Origin of the sequence: Leclercia sp. GLN_9 (assembly GCF_043105735.1) — a bacterium.
GTDB lineage: Bacteria > Pseudomonadota > Gammaproteobacteria > Enterobacterales > Enterobacteriaceae > Enterobacter > Enterobacter adecarboxylatus.
On sequence record NZ_JBICLV010000026.1, the window covers coordinates 45129 to 67735 of the forward strand.

Genomic DNA, 22607 nt, shown 5'->3' on the forward strand with positions numbered 1-22607 from the left:
TTAAAACGCAAAGCAGCTGCAGCCCAGCGCTCCCCAGAAGGCGTTATCGTCGGCCACCGGCATCTCAGCCGTGCGGGCAAAGTCATGCGCGTGGTTGTGTACACCGCACGGGCCGCTGCAGTGGTGAACAGCCTGCATTCCCACGCGGGTGGCCTGCGGCGGTGCGCTGCGGTAGTGACCCGGCACTTTCACCACCGGCGACCAATCCGGCAGGACCGGGATCGCAGGAGGAGCCAGTGGGCCAAAGCTGCCTGCGGCGTAGACGATATTGCCATCCACCACCGTCAGTACCGATTCGATACCTTTGATTTCCTCTTCCGGCACGCGGAAGAAGTCTTTGCTCAGTACCGCCAGGTCGGCGAGCTGGCCCTTTTTGATCTGGCCTTTCTGGTTCTGCTCGTTGGAGAACCACGCGCTGCCCTGGGTCCAGAGCATCAGGGCGGTGTCGCGATCCAGACGGGCGCTGTGATCGTACATCTGCATCCCGCCGACGGTGCGGCCTGAGACCAGCCAGTAGAGCGCGGTCCACGGGTTATAGCTCGCCACGCGGGTGGCGTCGGTGCCCAGACCCACCGGCACGCCGGTCTCCAGCATGCGGGTGACTGGCGGCGTGTGGCGCACCGCTTCCATCCCGTAACGCTCGGCGAAGTACTCGCCCTGGAAGGCCATGCGGTGCTGCACGGCAATGCCGCCGCCCAGCGCCTTGATACGGTCGATGTTGCGTTGGGTAACGGTCTCGGCGTGGTCGAAGAACCAGTGCAGGCCATCAAAGGGGATCTCGCGGTTCACTTTCTCGAAGACGTCCAGCATCCGGCTGATGGACTCATCGTAGGTGGCGTGCAGACGGAACGGCCAGCGGTGCTCCACCAGATGACGCACCACGCGCTCGAGTTCGTCTTCCATGCCAGGCGCCAGATCCGGGCGCGGCTCGAGGAAATCTTCGAAGTCAGCCGCCGAGAAGACCAGCATCTCGCCTGCGCCGTTATGGCGGAAGAAGTCGGTGCCCTGGCCCGGCTTGAGCATATCGGTCCACTTCTCGAAATCTTCCAGCTCGTGGCCGGGACGCTGGGTAAACAGGTTGTAGGCGATACGGATCGTCATCTGCTTTTTCTCATGCAGTTCGGCGATCACTTCGTAGTCTTCCGGGTAGTTCTGGAAACCGCCGCCCGCGTCGATGGCGCTGGTTAAGCCCAGACGGTTCAGCTCGCGCATAAACTGGCGGGTGGAGTTCACCTGCTGTTCCAGCGGCAGTTTTGGCCCTTTGGCGAGGGTCGCGTAGAGGATCATGGCGTTCGGACGGGCGATCAGCATCCCGGTCGGGTTGCCGTTGGCGTCGCGCTGGATCTCACCGCCCGGTGGGTTCGGCGTATCTTTGGTATAGCCGACCACCTTAAGCGCCGCGCGGTTGAGCAGGGCGCGGTCGTACAGGTGCAGGATAAAGACCGGCGTATCCGGCGCGGCTTCGTTGATCTCGTCCAGGGTTGGCATCCGGCGCTCGGCAAACTGGAACTCGTTCCAGCCGCCCACCACGCGTACCCACTGTGGCGACGGGGTGCGCAGCGCCTGCTCTTTCAACATCCGCAGGGCATCGGCCAGTGACGGCACGCCTTCCCAGCGCAGTTCGAGGTTATAGTTCAGCCCGCCACGAATCAGGTGCAGGTGCGAGTCGTTCAGGCCCGGGATGGCGGTGTGACCTTTCAGATCCACCACTTTGGTGGCGTCGTCGTGGTATTGCATCACTTCCGCAACTGTGCCCACGGCAAGGAATTTGCCGTCGCGCACGGCAACCGCTTCGGCGAGGGGATTTTCACGATCGACGGTATGAAACTGGCCGTTTACCAGAATCAAATCTGCTTTAGCAGAGGAAGTCATAACTGCTCCTGACTGAGAGGGGAAATGTCAGGATTATTGGAACCGGTTACCTAAAAAAACCAGTTATACAATGGGATAGGTATACCAAAGTATAACTATACCTCCGTATAACTATACGAAAGGTTAATTATACAAAGAGATAATTACGCCGGGCGTAAGGGAGACATAGGATGCAGGCAACGCATCGTCGCAGTGTCCTGCGGCGGGTTTCACCTGTTAACCTCACTGGATACCATTATGTCTAACTCAAAACTCGAAGTGTTAACCCCTGATAACTGTCAGATGATCTTTATCGACCAGCAGCCGCAGATGGCGTTTGGCGTGCAGTCTATCGATCGTCAGGTGCTGAAAAACAACGTGGTGGCGCTGGCGAAATCGGCCAAAGTGTTCAACATCCCGACCATTATCACCACCGTTGAGACCGAAAGCTTCTCGGGTAACACTTTCCCGGAACTGCTGGATGTGTTCCCGGGTAAAGACATTCTGGAACGTACTTCCATGAACTCCTGGGATGACCAGAAAGTGCGTGACGCCCTGAAAGCCAACGGCAAGAAGAAAGTGGTGGTATCCGGTCTGTGGACCGAAGTGTGCAACAACACCTTCGCCCTGTGCGCGATGCTGGAAGGCGACTACGAGATCTACATGGTGGCTGACGCTTCTGGCGGCACCTCGAAAGACGCCCATGACTTCGCGATGCAGCGCATGATCCAGGCTGGCGTGATCCCGGTAACCTGGCAGCAGGTGATGCTGGAGTGGCAGCGTGACTGGGCGCGTAAAGAGACCTACAACGCGGTGATGGATATCGTGCGTGAGCACTCCGGTGCCTACGGCATGGGCGTTGATTACGCTTAAACCATGGTGCACAACGCGCCGTCTCGCCAGAAGAGCGAGCACGAAACCCTGGCCCCGGTTCCTGCCCCGGTCCGCTAAGTGTGTCGCGGCAGGCTGGGCCCTCATCCGGCCTGCCGTTGATCTCTCTGGAGTTCATCATGAGTACTGGGTTAATTTCCCTCGCGGCAGGCGTGTTGATTGGCCTGCTGTACGCGCTGCTGAAAGTGCGCTCTCCGGCCCCGCCTGCGCTGGCGCTGATTGGCCTGCTGGGGATGCTGGCCGGTGAACAGGCCACCCGTCATTTTTTGCATGCTGACGACACCGCGCAAAAAGCGCCCGTCACCCTCTCCACAGGAGCCTCGTCATGAAAGCCTGGGTTGTTTCGCTGAGCTGTGGAATTCTGGCAGGGGTGATTTATGCCGCAATTGATGTACACTCGCCCGCACCCCCGGTCGTCGCGCTGATGGGGCTGTTTGGAATGCTGGTGGGTGAACAGCTGATCCCGATTGGACGCCGTCTGTTCAGCCGTCAGCTGACGATGACCTGGTTTCGCCACGAATGCGTTCCCAAAATTAGCGGCACTGCGCCTCCACCCGGTCCCGGCGACGGTCGCGAGGGTTAATCACGTTTTCGTTTGAGGAAAGAGAGCATGCCGCAGCGCATAGCCATCATTGATGATGAACGGTCTGTTCGCAGCGGGTTAAGCAACCTGCTGCAGTCGGAGGGGTACGCCACAGAAGCCTTCGACTCGGCGGAGGGGTTTCTCAGCCACCCCACCGCGCTGGCAGACGCGGCGCTGGTGATTGCCGATATCCGCCTGCGGGGAATGACCGGACTCGAAATGCTCGACAAACTTCGTCTCATCGCCACCTCGCCACCCCCACTTATTTTTATTTCCGGTCATGCGGATGACAATATGCAACGCTACGCTGTTGATCACGGCGCCGTTGCTTTTTTGCGCAAGCCGATTAATGTCGAGGTATTGCTGGCGCACATTCAGCGCGCGCTCACAGCCTGACAACCGCGACAAACCTCCCCACGAGAACCATTAATGAAGAACAATAAGGAACGTGGATGAACAACTCATCGCTGCCTGCTCGCTGGCCCGCCCCCGGAAATTTGTCCGAAGGGCGGGCTTTTGTGCTTAAAGAAGACGTTATTTTTACCCCACTGGGGCAGGAGGGGAGCCTCTGCTGGCTGAATGCCCGTCTGCCCAGTTCCGGCGGGTCGTTTATTATCGCCACCGGGGTGAGCGATGAAGAAGAGGCCAGCGCAACGCGCCTGCTGCGCAACGAGTTTGCCCTGCGGGAATACCTGAGCGACGACTGGGCCATCCGCCCGGTCGCCAGCACGCAGTACCACGGGCGCTTTGCACTGGTTTATGCCCCCTTTTCGTTTGTGCTGTTAACAAGGATTGTTGGCGCGCCGATAGCCTGTATCCAGAGCTTCCTCGATCTGGCGATCCGCATCAGCCTGCCGCTGCGCCTGATGCACCTGCGCAACCTGGTACACGGGGATATCAAGCCCGGCAATATTTTTATTCACGATGACACCAGCTGTCGGCTGGGGGGCTTTGGCCTGTCGTCCGGCACCTCGCAAGAGCTACAGCAGGCGCGGCTGGCAATCATCGGCGGCACGCCGGCCTATATGTCGCCGGAACACACCACCCGCACCCAACGCGCGGTGGACAGCCGCAGCGATCTCTACAGCCTGGGCGTTGTGCTTTACGAACTGCTCACTGGCAGCCTGCCGTTTGAACCGGGAAGCCAGGATCAGGGCAAATGGGCGCACTACCATATCGCCTCCGAGCCGCGCGCCCCCGGCGTGGTGTGCCCCGGTGTGCCTCCCATGCTGTCGGCCATCGTCCTCAAGCTGCTGGCAAAAAAACCGGAGAACCGCTACCAGACCGTTGACGGCCTGATCGCCGACCTGCGCCGCTGCCAGGCCACCCTGAGTGGCGACGGGGACATTGCCGCCTTTACCCCTGGCCTGCAGGATCGCTCCCCCGCGTTTTATCTTACCGACACCCTTTACACCGCCCATCCGCAGGCGGCGGATCTTATTCACGCCTTCGATCGGGTCAGCCGCGATAACCTCGCCGGATTCGTGGCGATCAGCGGCCCGTCGGGGATCGGAAAATCCTCGCTGATCGCCTCCGGGCTGAAGGCCCTGCAACACCGCAGTGTGCTGCTGGCGGTGGGCAAGGTGGATCAGTTTTCCCCCACGCTGCCCTATGCGGCGCTAACCTCGGCGTTTCGTACCCTGGTGCTGCACCTGCTGGGGCTGTCGGCGGAGGAGGTGGCCCAGTGGAAGGTGCGCCTGTCGCGCGAGCTGGAGGGCTACGAAGCCTTAGCCGTCAGCCTGGTGCCGGAGCTGCGGCTGCTGCTGGATAACAAGCCGCGCTTTACCAGCGACACCTTCTCCATCGACACCCGGGCGCGTTTCAGCCATATGGTGCTGGCGCTGGTGAAAGCCTTCGCCAGCGCGGGCTGCCCGCTGGTGCTGCTGCTGGACGACATCCACTGGATCGACGCCGCCAGCCTGCAAATCCTGGAGTATCTGCTGATCCACGCCAGCACCGTGCCGCTGCTGATGGTGGTGGCGCACCGGGATGCCTGCTCGCTGCCGGACAGCGCCCTGCATCATCAGCTGGCGAATCTGCACCTCGCCTCGCGTAATACCACCGAGCTGCGCCCGGAGCCGCTGTCGGTGAAGGCGGTGTCGCTCTGGCTGGCGAATATCTTTCATACCCGCTCGGCCAGCACCCTCGATCTGGCCGGGCTGATCCATGAGAAAACCGGCGGCAACCCGCTGTTCGTCCATGAGTTTTTCCGCCGGATCGTCGATGACGGGCTGGTAGCACATAATAAATATCAGGATAAATGGCACTACGATCTGCACGCCATCCGCACCCGGCACTACACCGAAAACGTGGTCACCCTGGTGCTACAGCAGCTGGAGGAGATGCCGGACGACACCCGGCGGCTGCTGGGCAGCATCGCCTGCCTGGGCGGTAGCGGCGAGCTGGAGATGGTCTGCCGGGTCGTGTCGATGTCCACGGCGGAGATCCGCTATGCCCTGCACCCGGCGGTGACGGCGCAGCTGATCGCCCTCAGCGACGAGGGCTATGCCTTTACCCACGACCGGGTGCAGGAAGCGGCCTTCGCCCTGCTGGATAACGCCGAGCGCAGCCGCCTGCACTTGACCACCGCCAGCCTGCTGGCAGAGTCGGCCCGCCAGGCGGCGGGCAACGAGATCCTGTTCCGCGCCGTGCATCACGTCACGGCGGCGCTGGACTGCATTCAGCCTGCGCCCCAGCGCCAGATGTTCCGCGAGCTGAGCCTGCTGGCGGCCCGCCGCGCCCGGCGTTCGGGGGATTACCTGTCGGCCCTGAGCTACATTCAGACCGCCCGCGCGCTGGGCAACGCCGGTTCGCTGCCGGAGAGCGCCAGCGACTTCACGCTGGACAGCGAAGAGGCCGGGTGCCAGTTCGCGCTGGGCAATCTCGACGGTACCCGTCGGCTGTGCGACCGCATTCTTAGCTCCGCTGGCGGGCTGGCGGAAAAAGCGCTGGCGGCCAACCTGCTAACGGAAGTCTATATGCGCCAGTCCGACAACCGGCTGGCGCTGGAGGCGGCGCTGAGCTGGCTGGCGGTGTTTGGCATTCACGTCAGCCGCTACCCGGAGACCGCCGAGTGCGACGAGGCCTGGCACAGCCTGTGCAACCGCGTCGGCGATAACCCGCAGGGCCATTTTGCTGCGCTGCTGCGGATGAACGACGGTGACACCGAAGCGGTGATGAACCTGCTCAACAGCGCCTGCGTGTTCGCCAGCTTTACCAGCTCGCGCCTGCATTTCGTTCTGCTGTGTCGGATGCTACACCTGACGCTGGATCACGGTATTACCGGCGCGTCTGCCCCGGCGATTGCGTGGTTTGGGGTACTGATTGGCCACCGTTATGCCGAGTATCGTCTCGGCTTCCAGTACGGCACTCTGGCGCGGGAGCTGGTTAGCCGCCACGGCTACGACGCTTTCGAAGCCAAAACCCTGCTGCCGCTGGATCAGCTCAGCGTCTGGACCCAGCCGCTCTCCTTCACCATCGAGTGCGCCAAAGCCTGCTTCACCTCCGCCGTGACGCACGGGGACATGACGATGGCCTGCTTTGCCGCCTGCCACCAGGTGATCAACTTCCTCACCCGGGGCGATCATCTCGATGGGGTGCTGACCAGCATCGAGCGCGGGCTGGCCTTTGTGCGCAAAAGCCATTTCCAGGATGTCGAGGCGATCCTGCTCATCCAGCGCCATTACGTGGAGCACCTGCGCACGCCGGTGAGCGGCCACTGGAGCGCCAGCGATGTGCTGCCAGAGTCCCTGCTGCCCGCCGCGCCGGAGCAGGCTACGGAGCAGACCTCCACCATGCTGTTCTGGTTCTGGCTCTATCGTGGCATGGCCCACTTCGCCTGCGGCGAATTCCCGCAGGCGGCAGATAATCTTGCGCAGGCCGGGCGCTTTGCCTGGTCTGCCCCCGGTCATATTCATCTGCTGGATTACCATCTCTACAGCGCGCTTACGCTTTCGCAGCAACTGACCCCGGAGACCTTTTCCGCCGATCTGCGCCGCCAGATCCACCTTCACTACGACAAAATCGTCCTCTGGGCGCGGATCAATCCGGGCACTTTTGCCGATAAAGAGGCGCTGATCTACGCCGAGATCGTGCGGCTGGACGGGATGAACAGCATCGCCCTTGAGCAGTACGAGAAGGCGGTGCGCCTGTCGCGGGAAGGGGGCTTTAACGCGTTCAACGCCCTGGCGCACGAGCTGGCGGGGCGCTTCGCCCATGCCTGCGGCTACACCACCGCCGCCGATGCCCATTTCCGCGGGGCGATGACCGCCTGGGGACGGGCCGGGGCGCAGTCTAAGGTGCGCCAGCTGGAGCGGGATTTCCCGTACCTGCTCTCCCCCGGCCAGGCCAACGCCTGGGACACGGTGGCCTTTGCCCGCAACGAAGAGATCCGCGATCTGCAGAGCGTGATCAAGGCCTCGCGTGCTCTCTCGGAGGAGATCAATCTTGAGCGGCTGATCGAAACCTTGATGACCATCCTGCTGGAGCGGGCCGGGGCGCAGCGTGGCCTCTTGATTCGGGTAAATGACAACAACATCCCGGAGATCGAGGCCAGCGCCAGCACCACCACCGACGGAGTGCGGGTGCAGATCCGCAAAGAGGTGCCGATGGCCACCGACATGCCGCTGACGGTGCTGGCGGCGGTGATCCGCACCGGGCAGGAGATCCACACCGGCAAACCCGAAGAGTTTCATCCCTTCAGCCAGGATCCCTATCTGGTGACCTCCGGCGCGGCGGTGATGTGCGTCCCGATGTTCAAGCAGGCGCGGCTGGTAGGGGTGCTCTATCTGGAGAACCGCCTGATGCCGGAAGTCTTCACCGTCGAACACTCCCGGGTGGTGAGCCTGCTGGGGGCGCATGCCGCCATCTCTCTTGAAACCGCCCGCCTGTACGCCGAACTGCTGGAAGAGAACCTCCAGCGCCGCCGGGTCGAGAAAGAGCTGCGGGCCAGCCAGACCTCGCTGATGCTGGGGGAGCAGATCAGCCACACCGGCAGCTGGCGCTGGGAGCTGGAGCAAGATCTGATGTTTATGTCGGAAGAGTACGCCCGTATTCTGGGGCTGCCGGAGAAACAGAAGATGATCTCCATGGCCGAGTTTCTGACCTTTGTGCATCAGGATGATTATTCGCGCATCAGCACCCTGGTGACCGAGAGCGTGCGCGACGGCCTGACCATGCGCGCCGAGTTCCGCATTATCCGCGCTGATGGCGCCACCCGCACCATTCTGGGGATTGGCGATCCAGTGGGGGTGGGCAGCGAGGTGAACGAGTATTACGGCATCATCACCGACATCACCACCCAGCGCAGGGCCGAAGACGCCATGCGTGTCGCCCAGGCAGAGCTGGCCCGCGTTTCGCGCGCCACGACCGTCGGGCAGTTAACCTCGTCCATCGCGCATGAGATCAACCAGCCGCTGATGTCGATTGTCGCCAATGCCGGGGCAAGCCTGCGCTGGCTCAACCGCGATCCAGCCCGGCTGGATAAAGCCCGCCTCGGGCTGGAGGAGATTGTTTCAGAGGGCGAGCGGGCAGGGGAGATCATCCGCAGCCTGCAATCCCTTACCCGCAAGCAGGATCCGGTCTTTGCCCGCATCGATCTGCACCATCTGGTGCGGCACATCATCACCCTGTCGCGCAGCGAGCTGGAGCAGCGACGCATCAGCGTCAACTATGCCCTGGCGGCAGAAGACAGCTTTATCGTGGGGGATAGCGTACAGATCCAGCAGGTGTTGCTGAACCTGGTGATGAACGCGATAGAGGCGATGGCCGAGATCGCGGATCGCCCAGGCACGCTGGTGCTCTCGACGTCGAATCCTGAAGGCGGGGGGATCACATTTGAAATGGCCGACAGCGGCACCGGCATCGAACCGGGGTTAACCGAGCGTATTTTTGACTCGTTCTACTCCACCAAAGCCCAGGGGATGGGAGTGGGGCTGACCATTAGCTACAGCATTATCGAGCGCCACCGGGGCAAGCTGACGGCCCGCAATCGCGAGCCGCATGGCTGCGTTTTCGCCTTTACGCTGCCGCTGGCAGCCAGCATGGCGTGATTCTAATGGCGGACTTCAGGTCAGGCGCTCTGCGTCTCTGACCCGATCCGCCAGCGAGCGGGCCTGCATTGTATCCATCAACCGTCGGCTATGGACTTTCACCGTAATTTCACTTCTCCCGGCTCTGACGGCGGATTTCAGGCCAGGCGTTCTGTGGCCCTGACCCGATCCGCCAGCGAGCGGGCCTGCATCTTATCCATCACCCGGCGGCGATGCACGTTCACCGTGATTTCGCTTCTCCCTGCACTGACGGCGGATTTCAGGCCAGGCGCTCTGCGGCCCTGACCAGATCCGCCAGCGAGCGGGCCTGCATTTTATCCATCACCCGGCGGCGATGGACTTTCACCGTGATTTCGCTTACCCCCAGCTCGGCGGCGATCTGCTTATTCAGCAGCCCGCTGATCGCCAGCTGTAACACCTGTTGTTCACGGGGCGTCAGCGAGAGGTGGCGCTGCTTAAGGGAGTACTGCTCGCGCAGGTGCAGGGCATTCTCTTCCGCCTGCTTAAGCGCCGCGCTAATCGAGTCGATCAGATCGTTCGACGCCACCGGCTTAGTGAGAAACTCGTATGCGCCGCCTTTTATCGCCTTCACCGACATGGGAATGGTGCCATATCCGGTGAGATAGATAATCGGGATCTCACGCCCGCTGGCCTTTAGCGTATCCGCCACCTCAAACCCGCTGATGGTGGGCATCTGCATATCGAGGATCACGCAGGAGGGCACATCTTCAAACCTGTGTTGCAGAAAAGATTCTGCCGAAGAAAAGTCGAGGGCGTTCAGCCCGGCAGACTCCAGCAGCCCGACAACGGACCGCCTGACAGCGTGATCATCATCAACGACATAGACAATGTGTTCCATTAATAGCCCCAATGTTTCAGCCTGACAGAGATGAGAGGATTTTCGCTCAGCGTGAAAACTACCTCCCGGGTGTTCAAGCGGTTATGGCGGCAGTTTTATGAACGCAGCAACTTTAACACATTAATTATCATTATCATTTAACAATATGATAACTGTATGAAAGCGACGGATAAGATATCAAAACCGCTTTTCATATTGGATAAGCGTAGGCCAGGAATGGTCAAATTGTCGTCAATTGAGAGGGGGGAAACGCCAATTTTATGAAGCGGGTGTTTGCCAGATGCACGGACGATCCCCTCTCTCCTTTGGGGAGAGGGTCAGGGTGAGGGGATTACTCCCCCACCAGCTCAATACGGTTTCCATCGGGATCCGCAATTCAATCAGGAGGGGGGAAACGCCAGTTTTATGAAGCGGGTGTTTGCCAGATGCACGGGCGATCCCCTCTCCCCTTTGGGGAGAGGGTTAGGGTGAGGGGATTACTCACCCACCAGCTCAATATGGTTTCCATCGGGATCCGCAATCACGGCTTCATAATAGCCGTCTCCGGTCATACGAGGGGCGCTCAACAGCGTGTGGGTTGCCCGCGCCTGCTCCGCCATCCGATCCACATCCGCTTTGCTGCCGACGTTCAGGGCGATATGCGCCCAGCCGACAAATTCCGCATGCGACGGCGTATCGGCCAGATCCGGGACGGTCATCAGCTCGATGGTCGGCCCGTCGCTAAGGGTCATAAAGTGGGACGCAAACCCCGGGCGATTTTTACTCAGGTAGCGTTCGTTGCGGCGTGCGCCAAATACCGACTCCCAGAAGTCTACTTGGGCGTCCAGGTTGCGGGTCCAGAGTGCGACATGTGCAATATTCATATCATCCCTCGCTGCGGGCGGGTTGGTTGGCGGTAACGGTCACGGAGAGCATGGCGACAATCAGCATCAGCAGCATAATGACCATAAACGCCTGGGTTAAAGAGGTGGCATGCGCCATATAACCGATAATGGCAGGCCCGGCGAGCACGCCGAGGTAGCCCATCGTGGTAATTGCCGGGACGGCGACCGCCTGCGGCATGCGGGTCTGACGGCCAACGGCGGAGAACATCACCGGCACGATATTGGCGCAGCCGGCACCCACCAGCACATAGCCCACCAGCGACAGCTGCCACTGCGGAACAAAGGTCACCAGCGCAAAGCCGACTGCGGCCACGATCGCGCCACCCACCACCGCGCGCAGAGCGCCCGTGCGGGCGATAAGCCGGTCGCCGGTTAAGCGGAAAATCGTCATTGCCACCGCAAAGCAGGTGAAGCCCAGCCCGCCCAGCGACTCCGGTACGCCGCGCACTTCGGTGAGGAACACCGCACTCCAGTCCAGCACTGTCCCTTCGGCGAGGAACACCGCAAAGCAGATAGCACCAATCAACAGCACCACGCCGCGCGGCACGGCAAACGCCGGGCCGGTGGCGGGGTTGGACCACGGCAGCAGCCCTTTCAGGCTGGCGGCGAGCATCAGGATAACGCTCAGGATGATGATCAGGCAGGCGACAACGGCGCTGGCACCCAGGGTCAGTAGCAGGGTCATCGCCCCGGCCCCCGCGATGCCGCCGACGCTGTACATGCCGTGAAAACCGGACATCACCGGCTGAGGGGAGTCGCGCTCGACGATGATCGCCTGAATGTTCATGGCGCAGTCCGTCACCCCTACGCCCACGCCGAACAGCAGCAGCGCGGCGGCCAGCAGGCGCGGGTCAGGGATGATGGCCAGCAGCGGCGTGGTGAGCATGACAATCGCCAGTGCCGTGACGATCACCCGACGGCAGCCGTAGCGGCTGGTCAGCATCCCGGTGAGCGGCATCGCAATCAATGCCCCCATCCCCAGGCAGAGCAGCAGCGAGCCAAGCGTGGCCTCGTTAACCCCGGTATTGGCTTTGGCGTAGGGCACCAGCACCGCCCAGGTGGCGGTCACGTATCCGGCAATAAAAAAGACGATCCGGGTGGCAAGCCGATGGACGGCTCCGGTGGTCTGATGGGTCATTTTATATCCTTATAAGGTTTCAGTATGGGAGGGGCGGGTGTTTTGTGTTGCACCTTCTCCCCTGGGCGCGAATTTGCAGTCTCAGGCTTAAACAGGAAGCCGTCATAAGGGTGGGTGGCGGGCACCTGCTGACGGTAATCATCATAGTATTTCATCGTGACGCTCCGGTTTCGGGCCTGGTGGATTGACAGAGCGCGCCGACATGCAACATTATGCGCATTGTTGCTCGATTCAAATCCATAGAAGATAATTTATGCTCGATTATGCAGCTTTCCCGGAACAACGACAAGATCTGATCCGCCAGATCCTGCAGGAAAATGGCCGAGTGGTCTGCGCCGAACTGGCGACCCGGATGCAGGTGTCGGAACATACCATTCGCCGTGATTTACAGGAGCTTAGTAAAGAGGGGATCTGTAAGAAGGTCTATGGCGGGGCAGTGCTGCAGCTAGCGGATGCCGGAAACTTTCACAGCCGTGAGCAAAAAAATCACGCAAAAAAAGCCACGATCGCGCAGAAAGCGGCAACCCTGATCAAAGCAGGAAGCTGCATTTTTATTGACACCGGCACCACCAACCTCGCGCTGGCGAAGGCCCTGCCGCCGGATCTGGCGATCACGGTGGTAACCAACTCCCCGGCCATTGCCGCGGAACTGCTGCATCACCCCTTATGCGAGGTGATCATCACTGGCGGCCAGATCCAGCGTACCTCCGGCGGTGCGGTGGGGGCCACAGCGACCAGCCAGATCCAGGGGATTATTTTCGATCAGGCGTTTATCGGCGGCTGCGCGATGGATCCGGGGATGGGGCTGACCGGGTTCGACTTTGCCGACTGCGAGTTTAAAAAAGCCGTGATCGCCCAGAGCAGCCAGACCATCGTGGCGCTCACCACCGATAAAATCCCCGGTGTGGCGCGCTTTGTGGTGGCGAAAAGCCGTGATATCGACGTGCTGGTGGTGGAGGCGAGCCTGGATAATGAGGCGGTGGCGGCCTTAGCGGCGCAGGATGTGCGGGTGATCAGTGCCTAACGTACCTCAAACACCACCGCCGTCCAGTTAACTTTGGTGTAGGGCGGAAACGCGGGGCAGGGGTCGATACGGGTACAGGCGCCGGACCAGATAAAGGTGTCCTCATCAATCCTGTACCAGTGCGGATTGCCCTGCACTGCATCGCCAACTACCGCCGCCTGCACGCGGATACGGCTCCCCGCAGGCAGCTCACTGGCCACAGGCGAGAACACCGACGGGTGCTCTTTGCGCGTATAGACTTCCATCAGGGTCTTTACCTGGGCGGTAACGGGATATTCGGTAAACTGGCTCATGGTAGCTCTCATGACGGCACACTCTTTGTCATTAACGATATAAGTCGCTCTCTATCTCGCGCTCACGATAAAGCGTGAAACTGTCAGTCTGTGTCATGCGAAAGGCTGAATGAGACAGATTTCACCCCCGCTTGACCCATGACAAAGCAGCCAGCCCCGGCCCCTTCCTATAATCAGACCCGTTTATCTTTTCACTGGTGCTCACCATGGCGTATCAACTCAACCTGAACTGGCCGGAATTTTTAGAAAAATACTGGCAAAAGAAACCTGTCGTTTTAAAGAACGCCCTGCCCAACTTTATCGATCCTATCAGCCCGGATGAGCTGGCAGGGCTGGCGATGGAGCCGGAAGTGGACAGTCGCCTGGTCAGCCATAAAGAGGGTAAATGGCATGCCAGCAACGGTCCGTTCGAGCACTTCGACGGCTTAGGCGATACCGGCTGGTCGCTGCTGGCGCAGGCGGTCAACCACTGGCACGCACCGGCTGCGGAGCTGGTACGCCCGTTCCGCGTGCTGCCGGACTGGCGTCTCGATGACCTGATGATCTCCTTCTCCGTCCCGGGCGGCGGCGTGGGGCCGCATATCGACCAGTACGATGTGTTTATCATTCAGGGGATGGGCAGCCGACGTTGGCGCGTAGGGGACAAGCTGCCGATGCGTCAGTTCTGTCCACATCCGGCGCTGCTGCATGTCGATCCCTTTGAGCCCATCATCGACGAAGATCTGGCCCCGGGAGATATCCTCTACATCCCACCTGGATTCCCGCATGACGGCTTCACCCACGAGACGGCACTTAACTATTCGGTGGGCTTCCGTGGTCCGAACGGCCGGGATCTGATCAGCAGCTTTGCTGATTACGCCCTGGAAAACGATCTGGGCGGCGAGCACTACAGCGATCCCGATCTGACCTGCCGCGAGCACCCGGGCCGGGTGGAAGAGTACGAACTTGAGCGCCTGCGTCAGATGATGATCGCGATGATCAGCCAGCCGGACGACTTCAGAGACTGGTTTGGCAGCTTTATCTCCACTCCGCGTCACGAGCTGGATATCGCCCCTGCTGAGCCGGAATACACCATGGAAGAGGTGCTCGACGCGCTGCTGGGCGGCGAAACCTTAACTCGCCTGAGCGGGCTGCGGGTGCTGAATATCGGCGGGAGCTTCTTCATCAACAGCGAGAAGCTGGAGACGGTAGACGCAACGGCGGCGGATGCGCTGTGCCGCTATACCGAGCTGGGCCAGGCGGAGCTGGGCACTGCGCTGCAAAATCCGGCGTTTGTGGAAGAGCTGACCGGGCTGATTAACCAGGGTTACTGGTTCTTTGACGAGTAACGTTAACGAGTGATCGTTAAGACGGCGCGGGGCGCAGGCCCCACGCCGCTATCGCTAAGCCGCGAGGATATGACAGGCCTTCCAGTAATCAAGCAGGCGGTCATCATCGTTTTCTCGCTCGGCTTTCGTTTTCATGGCCCGGGCAAGATTCTCTCTCGACACTTCCTGGCCTTTTTGTACAACGTCTAAAACCGCTTCACCAAGAGCCAGGGATATTTCGGTACGATTGGCTTCTACCATATATGCCTCCATGTTGAGTGCGTGACAGTAATTATGCCGCATAATAACGTTGCTGGAATATTTATAGGCGCATTCTTATATATTTCGCTTGTTCTTTAAACGTGTCGGGAAATATGTTTCGAAATGCTAATGAGGCGGTAAATAAATTATTTATGGTCTACAGTTAGTTTCGTGACACAACCCGTAGAAACCTGATGAGGAGAATTAATTATGGTAAACAAGAGTGAAATCAAGGAACATGCTCCGGTTGTTGCAAGCTGCGGTCACCACGTCGGTACAGTTGACCATCTTGACGGCGAGCGTATTAAGCTGGCAAAAAACGATTCCGAGTCTGGCGGCAAACACCATTATATTCCGCTGGAGTGGGTCGATAAAATTGACGGCAATAAAGTCGTGCTGAATAAAAATCACGAAGAAACCTTTGCCGCCTGGCAAGAGGCGTGATTAACAGCATTGCCATAAAATAATATTTAAACGCTGGTGTTATGCCAGCGTTTAAATACGTTTTAAGCGAAGCGGAATATACCCGCATTGCCGCTGCGTTAAAGGAATGATACTGTTTTATTTTTAATAGCTTCCTCCAGGCGCAGGTATGTCCAACACAACGCTCCATAACCCCACCGCTGCAACGAAAAAAACCTTTTCCGTGGCAGATTTTAAGGTGTTTGGCGAGCGCTACGGTATCGACTATCGCTTCCCTCTGCTAACGGATACCAGTGCCAACACCAGCCCCGTTCTGCACGGCGATGTCGAAGAGATGATCCTGCCGTCCGGCATCTCGTTAACCCATTCCGACGTGCGCGTGCTGCAACCCTATGAAACGACCTCCCGCCACAGCAGCCCGCTGTATGTACTGGTGGTGCTGGAAGGCTGTGTAACTCTGACCCTCAGCGGCGAAGTCTACTCGGTGCGGCCCGGCATGGCGTTTAGCGCCAGGCTCAGTGAACAGCAGGCCATGTCTGCCCGTCATGATGCCGATATCGCCCTGAAAACCCTCTCCTTTGGCGTTTACCCCGACGATGCCCGCCGTGAAACCCTGCTCGCCTCGCTGCTGGAGCAGTGGGAGAAGCTCAATGCGCCCACCTTTGTCTGGCAGGTACCGGATTTTGTGCTGGCCGGTATTCAGCATGCCCGGCAGCGCGAGCGCAGCAGTCTGTCGCGCCAACTGTTACTGGAAGGGGTGATGTATCAGCTGCTGGGCCATGGCCTGCACCTGCGTGAGCAGCAGGGTACGGCGCTGCCTGGCACCACCGGCGGCGAGCACGCCCGCCTGGAACAGATCCGTCATCTGCTGGCACAGTCCCCGGAGCAGGACTACACCCTCGCTCAGCTGGCCGCCCGGGCGGCGATGAGCCCCAGCAGCCTGCGCAGCAAGTTCCGCCAGGCCTACGGCTGTACGGTGTTCGACTATCTGCGCGACTGCCGTCTTAGTCTGGCGCGCCGCTATCTGCTGGAAGGCCACAGCGTGCAGCAGGCGGCGTGGATGTCGGGCTATCAGCATGCCACTAACTTTGCCACTGCCTTTCGTCGTCGCTACGGCGTCTGTCCCGGCGCGGTGCGCAGCGACCGTTAATCCGCTTTTCCCCATTCGCCAACGCCTTTTGTGCGGTTTGGCATTGCGCATACGTACTCTGGCGGCGCGCATAGCTATCTTCGAAATGAAAAAGGTAATAATTCTTATTAACAATTAGAAATGCCTTTGGAGATTTTCATGTTCGCTAAAACGCGGCTGGCACTGCTGGTGGGATGGGTTACCGGGAGCGTCGCACTCCCCCTGATGGCGCAGGAGACGCCGAAAACCGAAACCGTGGTGGTGACCTCGCAGATGCAGAGTGGTGCCACCAAGCTGGCGACCCCGGATATCGAGACCCCGCAGGCGGTGTCTATCGTCACCCGCGAGCAGTTCGAAGAGCAGGGCGCCACCAGCGTGCGTCAGGCGGTGAGCTACACGCCAGGGGTTTACAGCAACCAGATCGGCGCTTCAAACCGCTTTGACTACATTGTGCTGCGCGGCTTCTCGGACGGCAGTCTGGATAACGTCTATCTCGACGGGCTGAAGATGATGGGGGACACCAACTCTCACAGCTCGCTGGTGGTTGACCCGTGGTTCCTGGAGAATATCGAAGTGGTGCGCGGCCCGGCGTCGGTGCTGTATGGCCGTTCCTCACCGGGCGGGATTGTGGCGCTCACCTCGCGTAAACCGTCGTTCGATCCGGGCGGCGAGATCAAGCTGTTCGCCGGGAATAACGATCAGCGCGGGGCGATGTTTGATGTTACCGGTGCGCTGGACGACAACGACCGCGTGGCGGCGCGTCTGAGCGGTATGACCCGCTATGCCGATTCCCAGTTTGATCCGCTGAAGGAAGAGCGTTACGCGCTGATGCCGAGCCTGACCTGGCGCATCACCGATAACACCCGTCTGGATCTGATGGCCTATCTGCACCGCGATCCCGAGGGCGGTAGCCACTCCGGCCTGCCGTACGACGGCACCGTAGTGCCACACGACGGCAAAATGATCTCTAATACCTTCTTTGAAGGCGAGGACGATTACGATAAGTACGATCGTCGCGAGAATATGGTCGGCTACAACATTGAGCATATGTTTGACAGCGGCTGGTCCGTGCGCCAGAAGCTGCGCTATCTGCATACCAAAGTGGAGCTGAATCAGGTCTATGCCGCTGGCTGGCTGAACGAAACCGAGCTTAACCGCGGGTATTCCGGCTCTGACGAGAAGATGGATGCCATCACCCTTGATAACCAGATCGACGGCAGCTTCGATACCTGGGCGGTGAACCACCGGGTGCTGATCGGCCTCGATTATCAGGATCGCAGCAACGACACTACCGGCTACTATGGCGGCTTCCCGCCTATCGACGCCTTCCACCCGGTGTACGGCGCGAAGCCGGATTACATCACCATGTACAGCCAGGAGAAGCACAAGCTGCGCCAGACGGGCTACTACCTGCAGGATCAGCTCTCGCTGGATCGCTGGCGTCTGACCCTGGGCGGTCGCTACGATCAGGTGAAGGTCTCGAACATCGACAAGCTGAACGATACCCGCAGCGATCTGGACAAGAACAACTTCAGCAGCCGTGCGGCGCTGTTATACCTGTTTGATAACGGTATCGCGCCGTACATCAGCTACTCCACCGCCTTTACCCCGACCAGCTTTGCCGATGCCAATGGCGATCTGCTGGATCCAATGAAAGGCAAGCAGTGGGAAGCGGGCGTGAAGTTTGAGCCGGAGGGGATGAACAGCCAGTTCAGCGCCTCGGTGTTCCGCATCAACCAGAAAAATATCGCCACCAAAGAGGAGCCGACCGATCCGTACCGCTCTATCGGAGAGATCGAGTCTGAAGGGGTCGAGCTGGAAGCGGTGGGGCAACTGACCGACAACCTGCGTCTGCAGGCGGCCTATACCTATACCGACATCCGCTACAAGAAGAGCAGCCCGGAGGAAGAGGGCAAGCGTGCGGTCTATGCGCCGCGCAATATGGCCAGCGGCTGGCTCAGCTATGACGTCAAAACCGGGCCGCTTGATGGCCTGACGGTGGGATCGGGCGTGCGTTACGTCAATGGCGTGACCAGCGACCGCATGAACACCCATACGCTGCCGTCATACACGCTGGTGGATCTGGCGGTAGGCTATGATCTGTCGAAGGTCGGGCTGACAGGGGTAAGCGCGCAACTGAACGTCAACAACCTGACGGACGAAAGCTACGTGGCGGCCTGTAACTCGCTCTCATACTGCTATTTTGGTGCCGAGCGCAGCATCGTCGGCAGCGTGTCCTGGAAGTTTTAAGCTGACATTGCCCGGTGGCGCGACGCTGGCCGGGCCTGGGTTTTTCCCTCTCCCTGTGGGAGAGGGCATCAGGCCGCACGATACCGCACTACGCCTCCATCGCAATATGAATCGCCTCGCCCATCTTCTTTAACGCCTCGCGGTTCTTCTCGTTCGGCGGCAAAGCCACGTTAATCCGCAGACAGTTGCGATACTTCCCCGAGGCCGAAAACAGCGATCCCGCCGCGGCCTGGATCTTCAGGCGACTCAGCTGCTTGCTGACGCATACCATGTCCACCTTCTCCGGTAGCTCTACCCATAGCAAAAAACTGCCCTGCGGGCGCGTAACGCAGATCTCTGCCGGAAAATACTGCCGCACCCAGCACGTGTAGCGCTCCATATTTTGCTGATAAATCTGGCGCATACGGCGCACGTGGCGATGGTAATGACCATCCCGAATAAACGCGGCGACCGCCATCTGCGTCCCCGGCACGTTAAACCCACCCGCGGCATATTTCATGTGCATCACCCGGTCGTAATAACGGCCCGGCACAATCCAGCCGACGCGCAGCCCGGGGGCCACGGTTTTGGTGAAGGAGCTGCACAGCAGCACGCGGCCGTCGATATCAAACGAGTGGATGGTGCGCGGGCGCGGGTAGTCCGCCGCCAGCTCGCCATAAATATCATCCTCGACGATGACAATATCGTGGCGCTGGGCCAGGGCCAGCACCTGGCGTTTACGCGCCTCCGGCATGATAAACCCGAGCGGGTTATTGCAATTGGGCACCAGGATCACCGCTTTAATCGGCCACTGCTCCAGGGCCAGCTCCAGCGCTTCGATGCTGATCCCGGTCTGCGGATCGGTGGGGATCTCAATCGCCTTGATATTAAACCCGCGCAGCATCTGCATGGTGCCGTGGAACGACGGCGACTCCACCGCCACAATATCCCCCGGCTGGCACACCGACAGCAGCGCCAGCGACAGCGCCCCGTGACAGCCGTTGGTGATCACAATCTCGTTTGCCGCCACCGTCGAGCCGCCGTCCAGCATCAGGCGGGCAATCTGCTCGCGCAGCTCCTGCCGTCCCTCCAGCACGTCGTAGCTCAGCATTTCTCCGGGATGGTGCTGGGCGATGCGGCTCATCTCGCGCCACAAGGGTTTCAGGCTCGGCTGGTTCAGATCCGGCGAACCGCCGCCAAAAGAGATCATTTCTTTATCGGCGCGGGCATCGAGGAGCATCATCACCTCATCCCACTGGGTCACCTCTACCGGACGCTGGACCGGGCGGGTCATCGCCGGAACGGGCGGCTGTGCTTTGCGTGAAGAGACAAAATAGCCGGAGCGCGGCTGGGGGGTGATCAGCTGGAGGTTTTCGAGGATCTGATAGGCCTGCTGTATGGTGCTGATGCTAACGCCATGCTCCTGGCTCAGGGCGCGCACTGAAGGCAAACGCTCCCCACTGCGATACAGCCCTTGTTCAATGCGTTGTGCCAGGAGATTGGCCAGATGTTGGTAACGCGTCATGCTGTATCCTTGGTTGTCGCCATACAGATTTAAAAACCAGTACAGATTGCCGCAAAAAACGGCATTCAGATACTGTTTTAGCGGATCTGTATGTTAAACAAAAGTTGTTTTTGAATCTGTATTGTCCACCCCGATCTCCATGATGATAACCCCACTGACAAGGTGAGGAGCGCATCATGGAATTTTATGAAAACCGGGCAAAAAGGCCGTTTGCGGTGTTTATCTGGATGGGTCGGGCAGTGAAAAGATGGTATCGCATCAACCGCACGCGCCGCATTTTACGCCAGATGAGCGATGAGCAGCTGAAGGATGTCGGGCTGTCACGATTTGATATGTAGCGGATTGCCCAGTGGCGCTACGCTACCGGGCCTACAGAGTGTGCTCTGGCGTTACTCTACGGTGGATTTCCCGGTGTTCTCGGCAATACGGCGCAGATATTCGTTATTTTTAAACGCGACCATGATCAGCTCGAACATCACGCGGGTGCCGATCAGGCTGCACAGCATGCCGAAAAAGCCGGCAATAAGATGCTCGGTAAACATGGAGTAGATGCCGCCGAGCAGAATAAACAGCATGACGATCCAGTAGAAGAAGACCAGTACGCGCGGTGTTAACAGATAATCGAATCCCAGAAGTGATTTCATTTTTTTGTCCTTAAACATGTAATTTAGCGCGTCGATTATAAAGACCGTGGCGGTAATTCATACCTTAATGATTGTCTGAAAACGGCTTTTTATGGTGCAAAATCAGGGGGTTGCTATTTCAGGAGATCGCAGGTTTGGCTTTTTGGCCTCGTGAGTAGCGCAACGGCCTCGTCGTAGCTGCGCACGTTGTTATACCCCATCACCAGCCCGTAGCGTTTGCCCGACCCGCTGTACCACGCCGACAGGGCATTCACCTGCAACTGCTGCTGTTGCCAGCAGTGGGCAATCTCCCGGTCGCAGCTGCCTTTGGTTAAAAACGCCACAATATGCATCCCGCCGTCGTTCTGCTCGGTGAAGAACCGCTCCCCGTAGACCTCATGCAGGGCGGCGATCATCCAGTCGCGCCGCTGCTGGTAAAGGGCGCGCATCTTTTTCAGATGGCGGAAGAAGTGGCCGTCGTTGATGAAGGCGGTCAGGATCTTTTGCGTCAGCACCGGCTGGCCGCTGGCGAGCAGATCGGCGGTATCGTTAAAGGCTGACACCGTGCTGGCGGGCATCACCACGTAGCCGAGACGCAACGACGGCATCACGGTTTTGCTGAAGGTGCCCATGTAGATCACCCGATCTTGGCGATCGAGGCTTTTCAGCGACGGCAGCACCTTGCGGGTGTAGTGAAATTCGCCGTCGTAATCATCCTCGATGATCCAGGCGTCATTCTGCCCGGCCCAGTCGAGCAGTTGCTGCCTGCGGGGTAACGACAGCGTCACCGCCAGCGGGCTTTGGTGTGAGGGGGTGACGATAACGAAACGGGCGTCGGGGTGGTGGTGCAGCAGATAGTCGGTGTCCATGCCTGAACGATCCACCGGCACGGTGTGCAGGCGCGGAACGATACGCCGGAGCAATTGCTGGCCCATAAAATAGCCCGGATCTTCAAACACCACCTTATCGTTGCGGCTGGCAAGGGTATCGAGGATCAGCCGCAAGCTGCCGCTGTAGCCGCTGGTGATCAGCACCTGATCCGGGGTGCAGGACAACCCGCGGGAAATATTCAGGTAGCTGGCGATGGCCTGACGCAGGGGTGTCCAGCCCATCACCGGCGGACTGAGCATCTCCTCCTGACGCATGGCACGCACCGCCTGGCCCGCCAGCAGCAGCCACTTCTTGTACGGGAAACTGTCCAGCGCCGGGATGCCGGGGCGCAAAAAACCGCTGTGTTCACGCTGGCTGACCAGCGATTCAGGCAATGCACCGGTCAGCGGGTCGGCAGGGGGCGGTGGCGAGACGGGGAGGGTCAAATCCGGGTTCACCCGCGTGCCGCGCGCGCCCTGGCTCACCAGATAGCCTTCGCCGGTGAGAATGGCATAGGCGGTTTCCACCGTTTTGCGCGCCACCTTCAACTCTTCCGCCAGCACGCGGATGGCGGGCACCTTGTCGCCGGGCTTGAGGATGCCACGGGTAATGTTGTCCCGGTAGCGGGTATAAATCTGGTGATAGCCCGGCTTCATGTCCTACCTCG

Annotated in this window: 21 protein-coding genes and 1 pseudogene; 11 read left to right on the top strand and 11 right to left on the bottom strand. The window is 59.7% G+C overall.

Features of this window, described 5'->3' with window-relative positions; all coding sequences use genetic code 11:
- Complete coding sequence (locus tag ACF8PE_RS17015) at positions 1-1872, bottom strand: amidohydrolase (RefSeq protein ID WP_151583532.1); 1872 nt, start codon at positions 1870-1872, stop codon at positions 1-3.
- Between the two features lie 237 nt (positions 1873-2109).
- On the opposite strand from ACF8PE_RS17015, the pseudogene ACF8PE_RS17020 reads away from it, so the two are divergent.
- The 5 genes and pseudogenes from ACF8PE_RS17020 (at position 2110) to ACF8PE_RS17040 (ending at position 9375) form a co-directional block, all read left to right on the top strand.
- Positions 2110-2802: pseudogene (locus ACF8PE_RS17020) on the top strand (hydrolase).
- 59 nt (positions 2803-2861) lie between these two features.
- Complete coding sequence (locus ACF8PE_RS17025; protein WP_032616311.1) at positions 2862-3071, top strand: DUF1427 family protein; 210 nt, start codon at positions 2862-2864, stop codon at positions 3069-3071.
- Positions 3068-3325, top strand: coding sequence for a DUF1427 family protein (locus ACF8PE_RS17030; RefSeq protein WP_032616312.1), 258 nt, complete (start codon positions 3068-3070; stop codon positions 3323-3325). Before ACF8PE_RS17025 ends, ACF8PE_RS17030 begins: the two co-directional genes overlap by 4 nt.
- Positions 3326-3352: 27 nt before the next feature.
- Positions 3353-3721: a response regulator gene (locus ACF8PE_RS17035; protein ID WP_032616313.1), complete on the top strand. Its 369-nt coding sequence runs from the start codon at positions 3353-3355 to the stop codon at positions 3719-3721.
- 56 nt (positions 3722-3777) lie between these two features.
- Positions 3778-9375, top strand: coding sequence for an AAA family ATPase (locus ACF8PE_RS17040; RefSeq protein ID WP_392495101.1), 5598 nt, complete (start codon positions 3778-3780; stop codon positions 9373-9375).
- A 137-nt stretch (positions 9376-9512) separates the two neighbouring features.
- On the opposite strand, the gene ACF8PE_RS17045 is transcribed toward ACF8PE_RS17040, so the two are convergent.
- The 5 genes from ACF8PE_RS17045 to ACF8PE_RS17065 form a co-directional block, all read right to left on the bottom strand.
- The gene (locus ACF8PE_RS17045; RefSeq protein ID WP_373880304.1) at positions 9513-9599 is read right to left on the bottom strand and encodes a hypothetical protein; all 87 of its coding nucleotides are present in this window, start codon (positions 9597-9599) and stop codon (positions 9513-9515) included.
- 35 nt (positions 9600-9634) lie between these two features.
- The gene (locus tag ACF8PE_RS17050; RefSeq protein WP_032616315.1) at positions 9635-10234 is read right to left on the bottom strand and encodes a response regulator transcription factor; all 600 of its coding nucleotides are present in this window, start codon (positions 10232-10234) and stop codon (positions 9635-9637) included.
- Between the two features lie 476 nt (positions 10235-10710).
- Positions 10711-11097, bottom strand: coding sequence for a VOC family protein (locus ACF8PE_RS17055; protein WP_285126904.1), 387 nt, complete (start codon positions 11095-11097; stop codon positions 10711-10713).
- A gap of 1 nt (position 11098) precedes the next feature.
- Positions 11099-12256, bottom strand: coding sequence for an MFS transporter (locus tag ACF8PE_RS17060; RefSeq protein WP_392495102.1), 1158 nt, complete (start codon positions 12254-12256; stop codon positions 11099-11101).
- Positions 12253-12411, bottom strand: a complete 159-nt coding sequence (locus ACF8PE_RS17065; RefSeq protein WP_155166262.1) for a hypothetical protein — start codon at positions 12409-12411, stop codon at positions 12253-12255. Before ACF8PE_RS17065 ends, ACF8PE_RS17060 begins: the two co-directional genes overlap by 4 nt.
- 98 nt (positions 12412-12509) lie before the next feature.
- Between ACF8PE_RS17065 and ACF8PE_RS17070 the strand changes: the two genes are divergently transcribed.
- Positions 12510-13280, top strand: a complete 771-nt coding sequence (locus ACF8PE_RS17070) for a DeoR/GlpR family DNA-binding transcription regulator (RefSeq protein WP_392495103.1) — start codon at positions 12510-12512, stop codon at positions 13278-13280.
- Here ACF8PE_RS17070 and ACF8PE_RS17075 read toward each other — a convergent pair.
- On the bottom strand, positions 13277-13573 hold the full coding sequence (locus tag ACF8PE_RS17075) for a hypothetical protein (protein ID WP_032616326.1): 297 nt from the start codon (positions 13571-13573) through the stop codon (positions 13277-13279). The two genes, ACF8PE_RS17070 and ACF8PE_RS17075, sit on opposite strands and share 4 nt — an antisense overlap.
- Positions 13574-13779: 206 nt before the next feature.
- Here ACF8PE_RS17075 and ACF8PE_RS17080 point away from each other — a divergent pair, with 206 nt between their 5' ends.
- Positions 13780-14901 (top strand): JmjC domain-containing protein, encoded by a 1122-nt coding sequence (locus ACF8PE_RS17080; RefSeq protein ID WP_392495104.1) that lies wholly within the window; start codon positions 13780-13782, stop codon positions 14899-14901.
- A 54-nt stretch (positions 14902-14955) separates the two neighbouring features.
- On the opposite strand, the gene ACF8PE_RS17085 is transcribed toward ACF8PE_RS17080, so the two are convergent.
- Positions 14956-15141, bottom strand: a complete 186-nt coding sequence (locus ACF8PE_RS17085) for a DUF2767 family protein (protein WP_098946219.1) — start codon at positions 15139-15141, stop codon at positions 14956-14958.
- 210 nt (positions 15142-15351) lie between these two features.
- On the opposite strand from ACF8PE_RS17085, the gene ACF8PE_RS17090 reads away from it, so the two are divergent.
- The 3 genes from ACF8PE_RS17090 (at position 15352) to foxA (ending at position 18943) form a co-directional block, all read left to right on the top strand.
- Complete coding sequence (locus ACF8PE_RS17090; RefSeq protein ID WP_032616329.1) at positions 15352-15585, top strand: DUF2171 domain-containing protein; 234 nt, start codon at positions 15352-15354, stop codon at positions 15583-15585.
- A gap of 148 nt (positions 15586-15733) precedes the next feature.
- A complete protein-coding gene (locus tag ACF8PE_RS17095; protein WP_163603623.1) occupies positions 15734-16714 on the top strand; it encodes a helix-turn-helix domain-containing protein in 981 nt (326 codons plus the stop codon).
- A gap of 120 nt (positions 16715-16834) precedes the next feature.
- Entirely contained in the window at positions 16835-18943 is a 2109-nt protein-coding gene (gene foxA, locus ACF8PE_RS17100; RefSeq protein ID WP_098946220.1) for a ferrioxamine B receptor FoxA, read from the top strand.
- Between the two features lie 88 nt (positions 18944-19031).
- Here the strand turns inward: foxA and ACF8PE_RS17105 are convergent, their stop codons facing one another.
- Positions 19032-20447 (bottom strand): PLP-dependent aminotransferase family protein, encoded by a 1416-nt coding sequence (locus tag ACF8PE_RS17105; RefSeq protein ID WP_059308830.1) that lies wholly within the window; start codon positions 20445-20447, stop codon positions 19032-19034.
- A 176-nt stretch (positions 20448-20623) separates the two neighbouring features.
- Between ACF8PE_RS17105 and ACF8PE_RS17110 the strand changes: the two genes are divergently transcribed.
- Positions 20624-20785, top strand: coding sequence for a DUF1127 domain-containing protein (locus ACF8PE_RS17110; RefSeq protein ID WP_032616332.1), 162 nt, complete (start codon positions 20624-20626; stop codon positions 20783-20785).
- 51 nt (positions 20786-20836) lie between these two features.
- Here ACF8PE_RS17110 and ACF8PE_RS17115 read toward each other — a convergent pair whose 3' ends face one another.
- Together ACF8PE_RS17115 and ACF8PE_RS17120 are read right to left on the bottom strand one after the other, a co-directional pair.
- Complete coding sequence (locus ACF8PE_RS17115) at positions 20837-21091, bottom strand: DUF4282 domain-containing protein (protein ID WP_059308829.1); 255 nt, start codon at positions 21089-21091, stop codon at positions 20837-20839.
- Positions 21092-21204: 113 nt separating this feature from the next.
- On the bottom strand, positions 21205-22596 hold the full coding sequence (locus ACF8PE_RS17120) for a PLP-dependent aminotransferase family protein (protein ID WP_392495105.1): 1392 nt from the start codon (positions 22594-22596) through the stop codon (positions 21205-21207).
- Between the last annotated feature and the right edge of the window lie 11 nt (positions 22597-22607).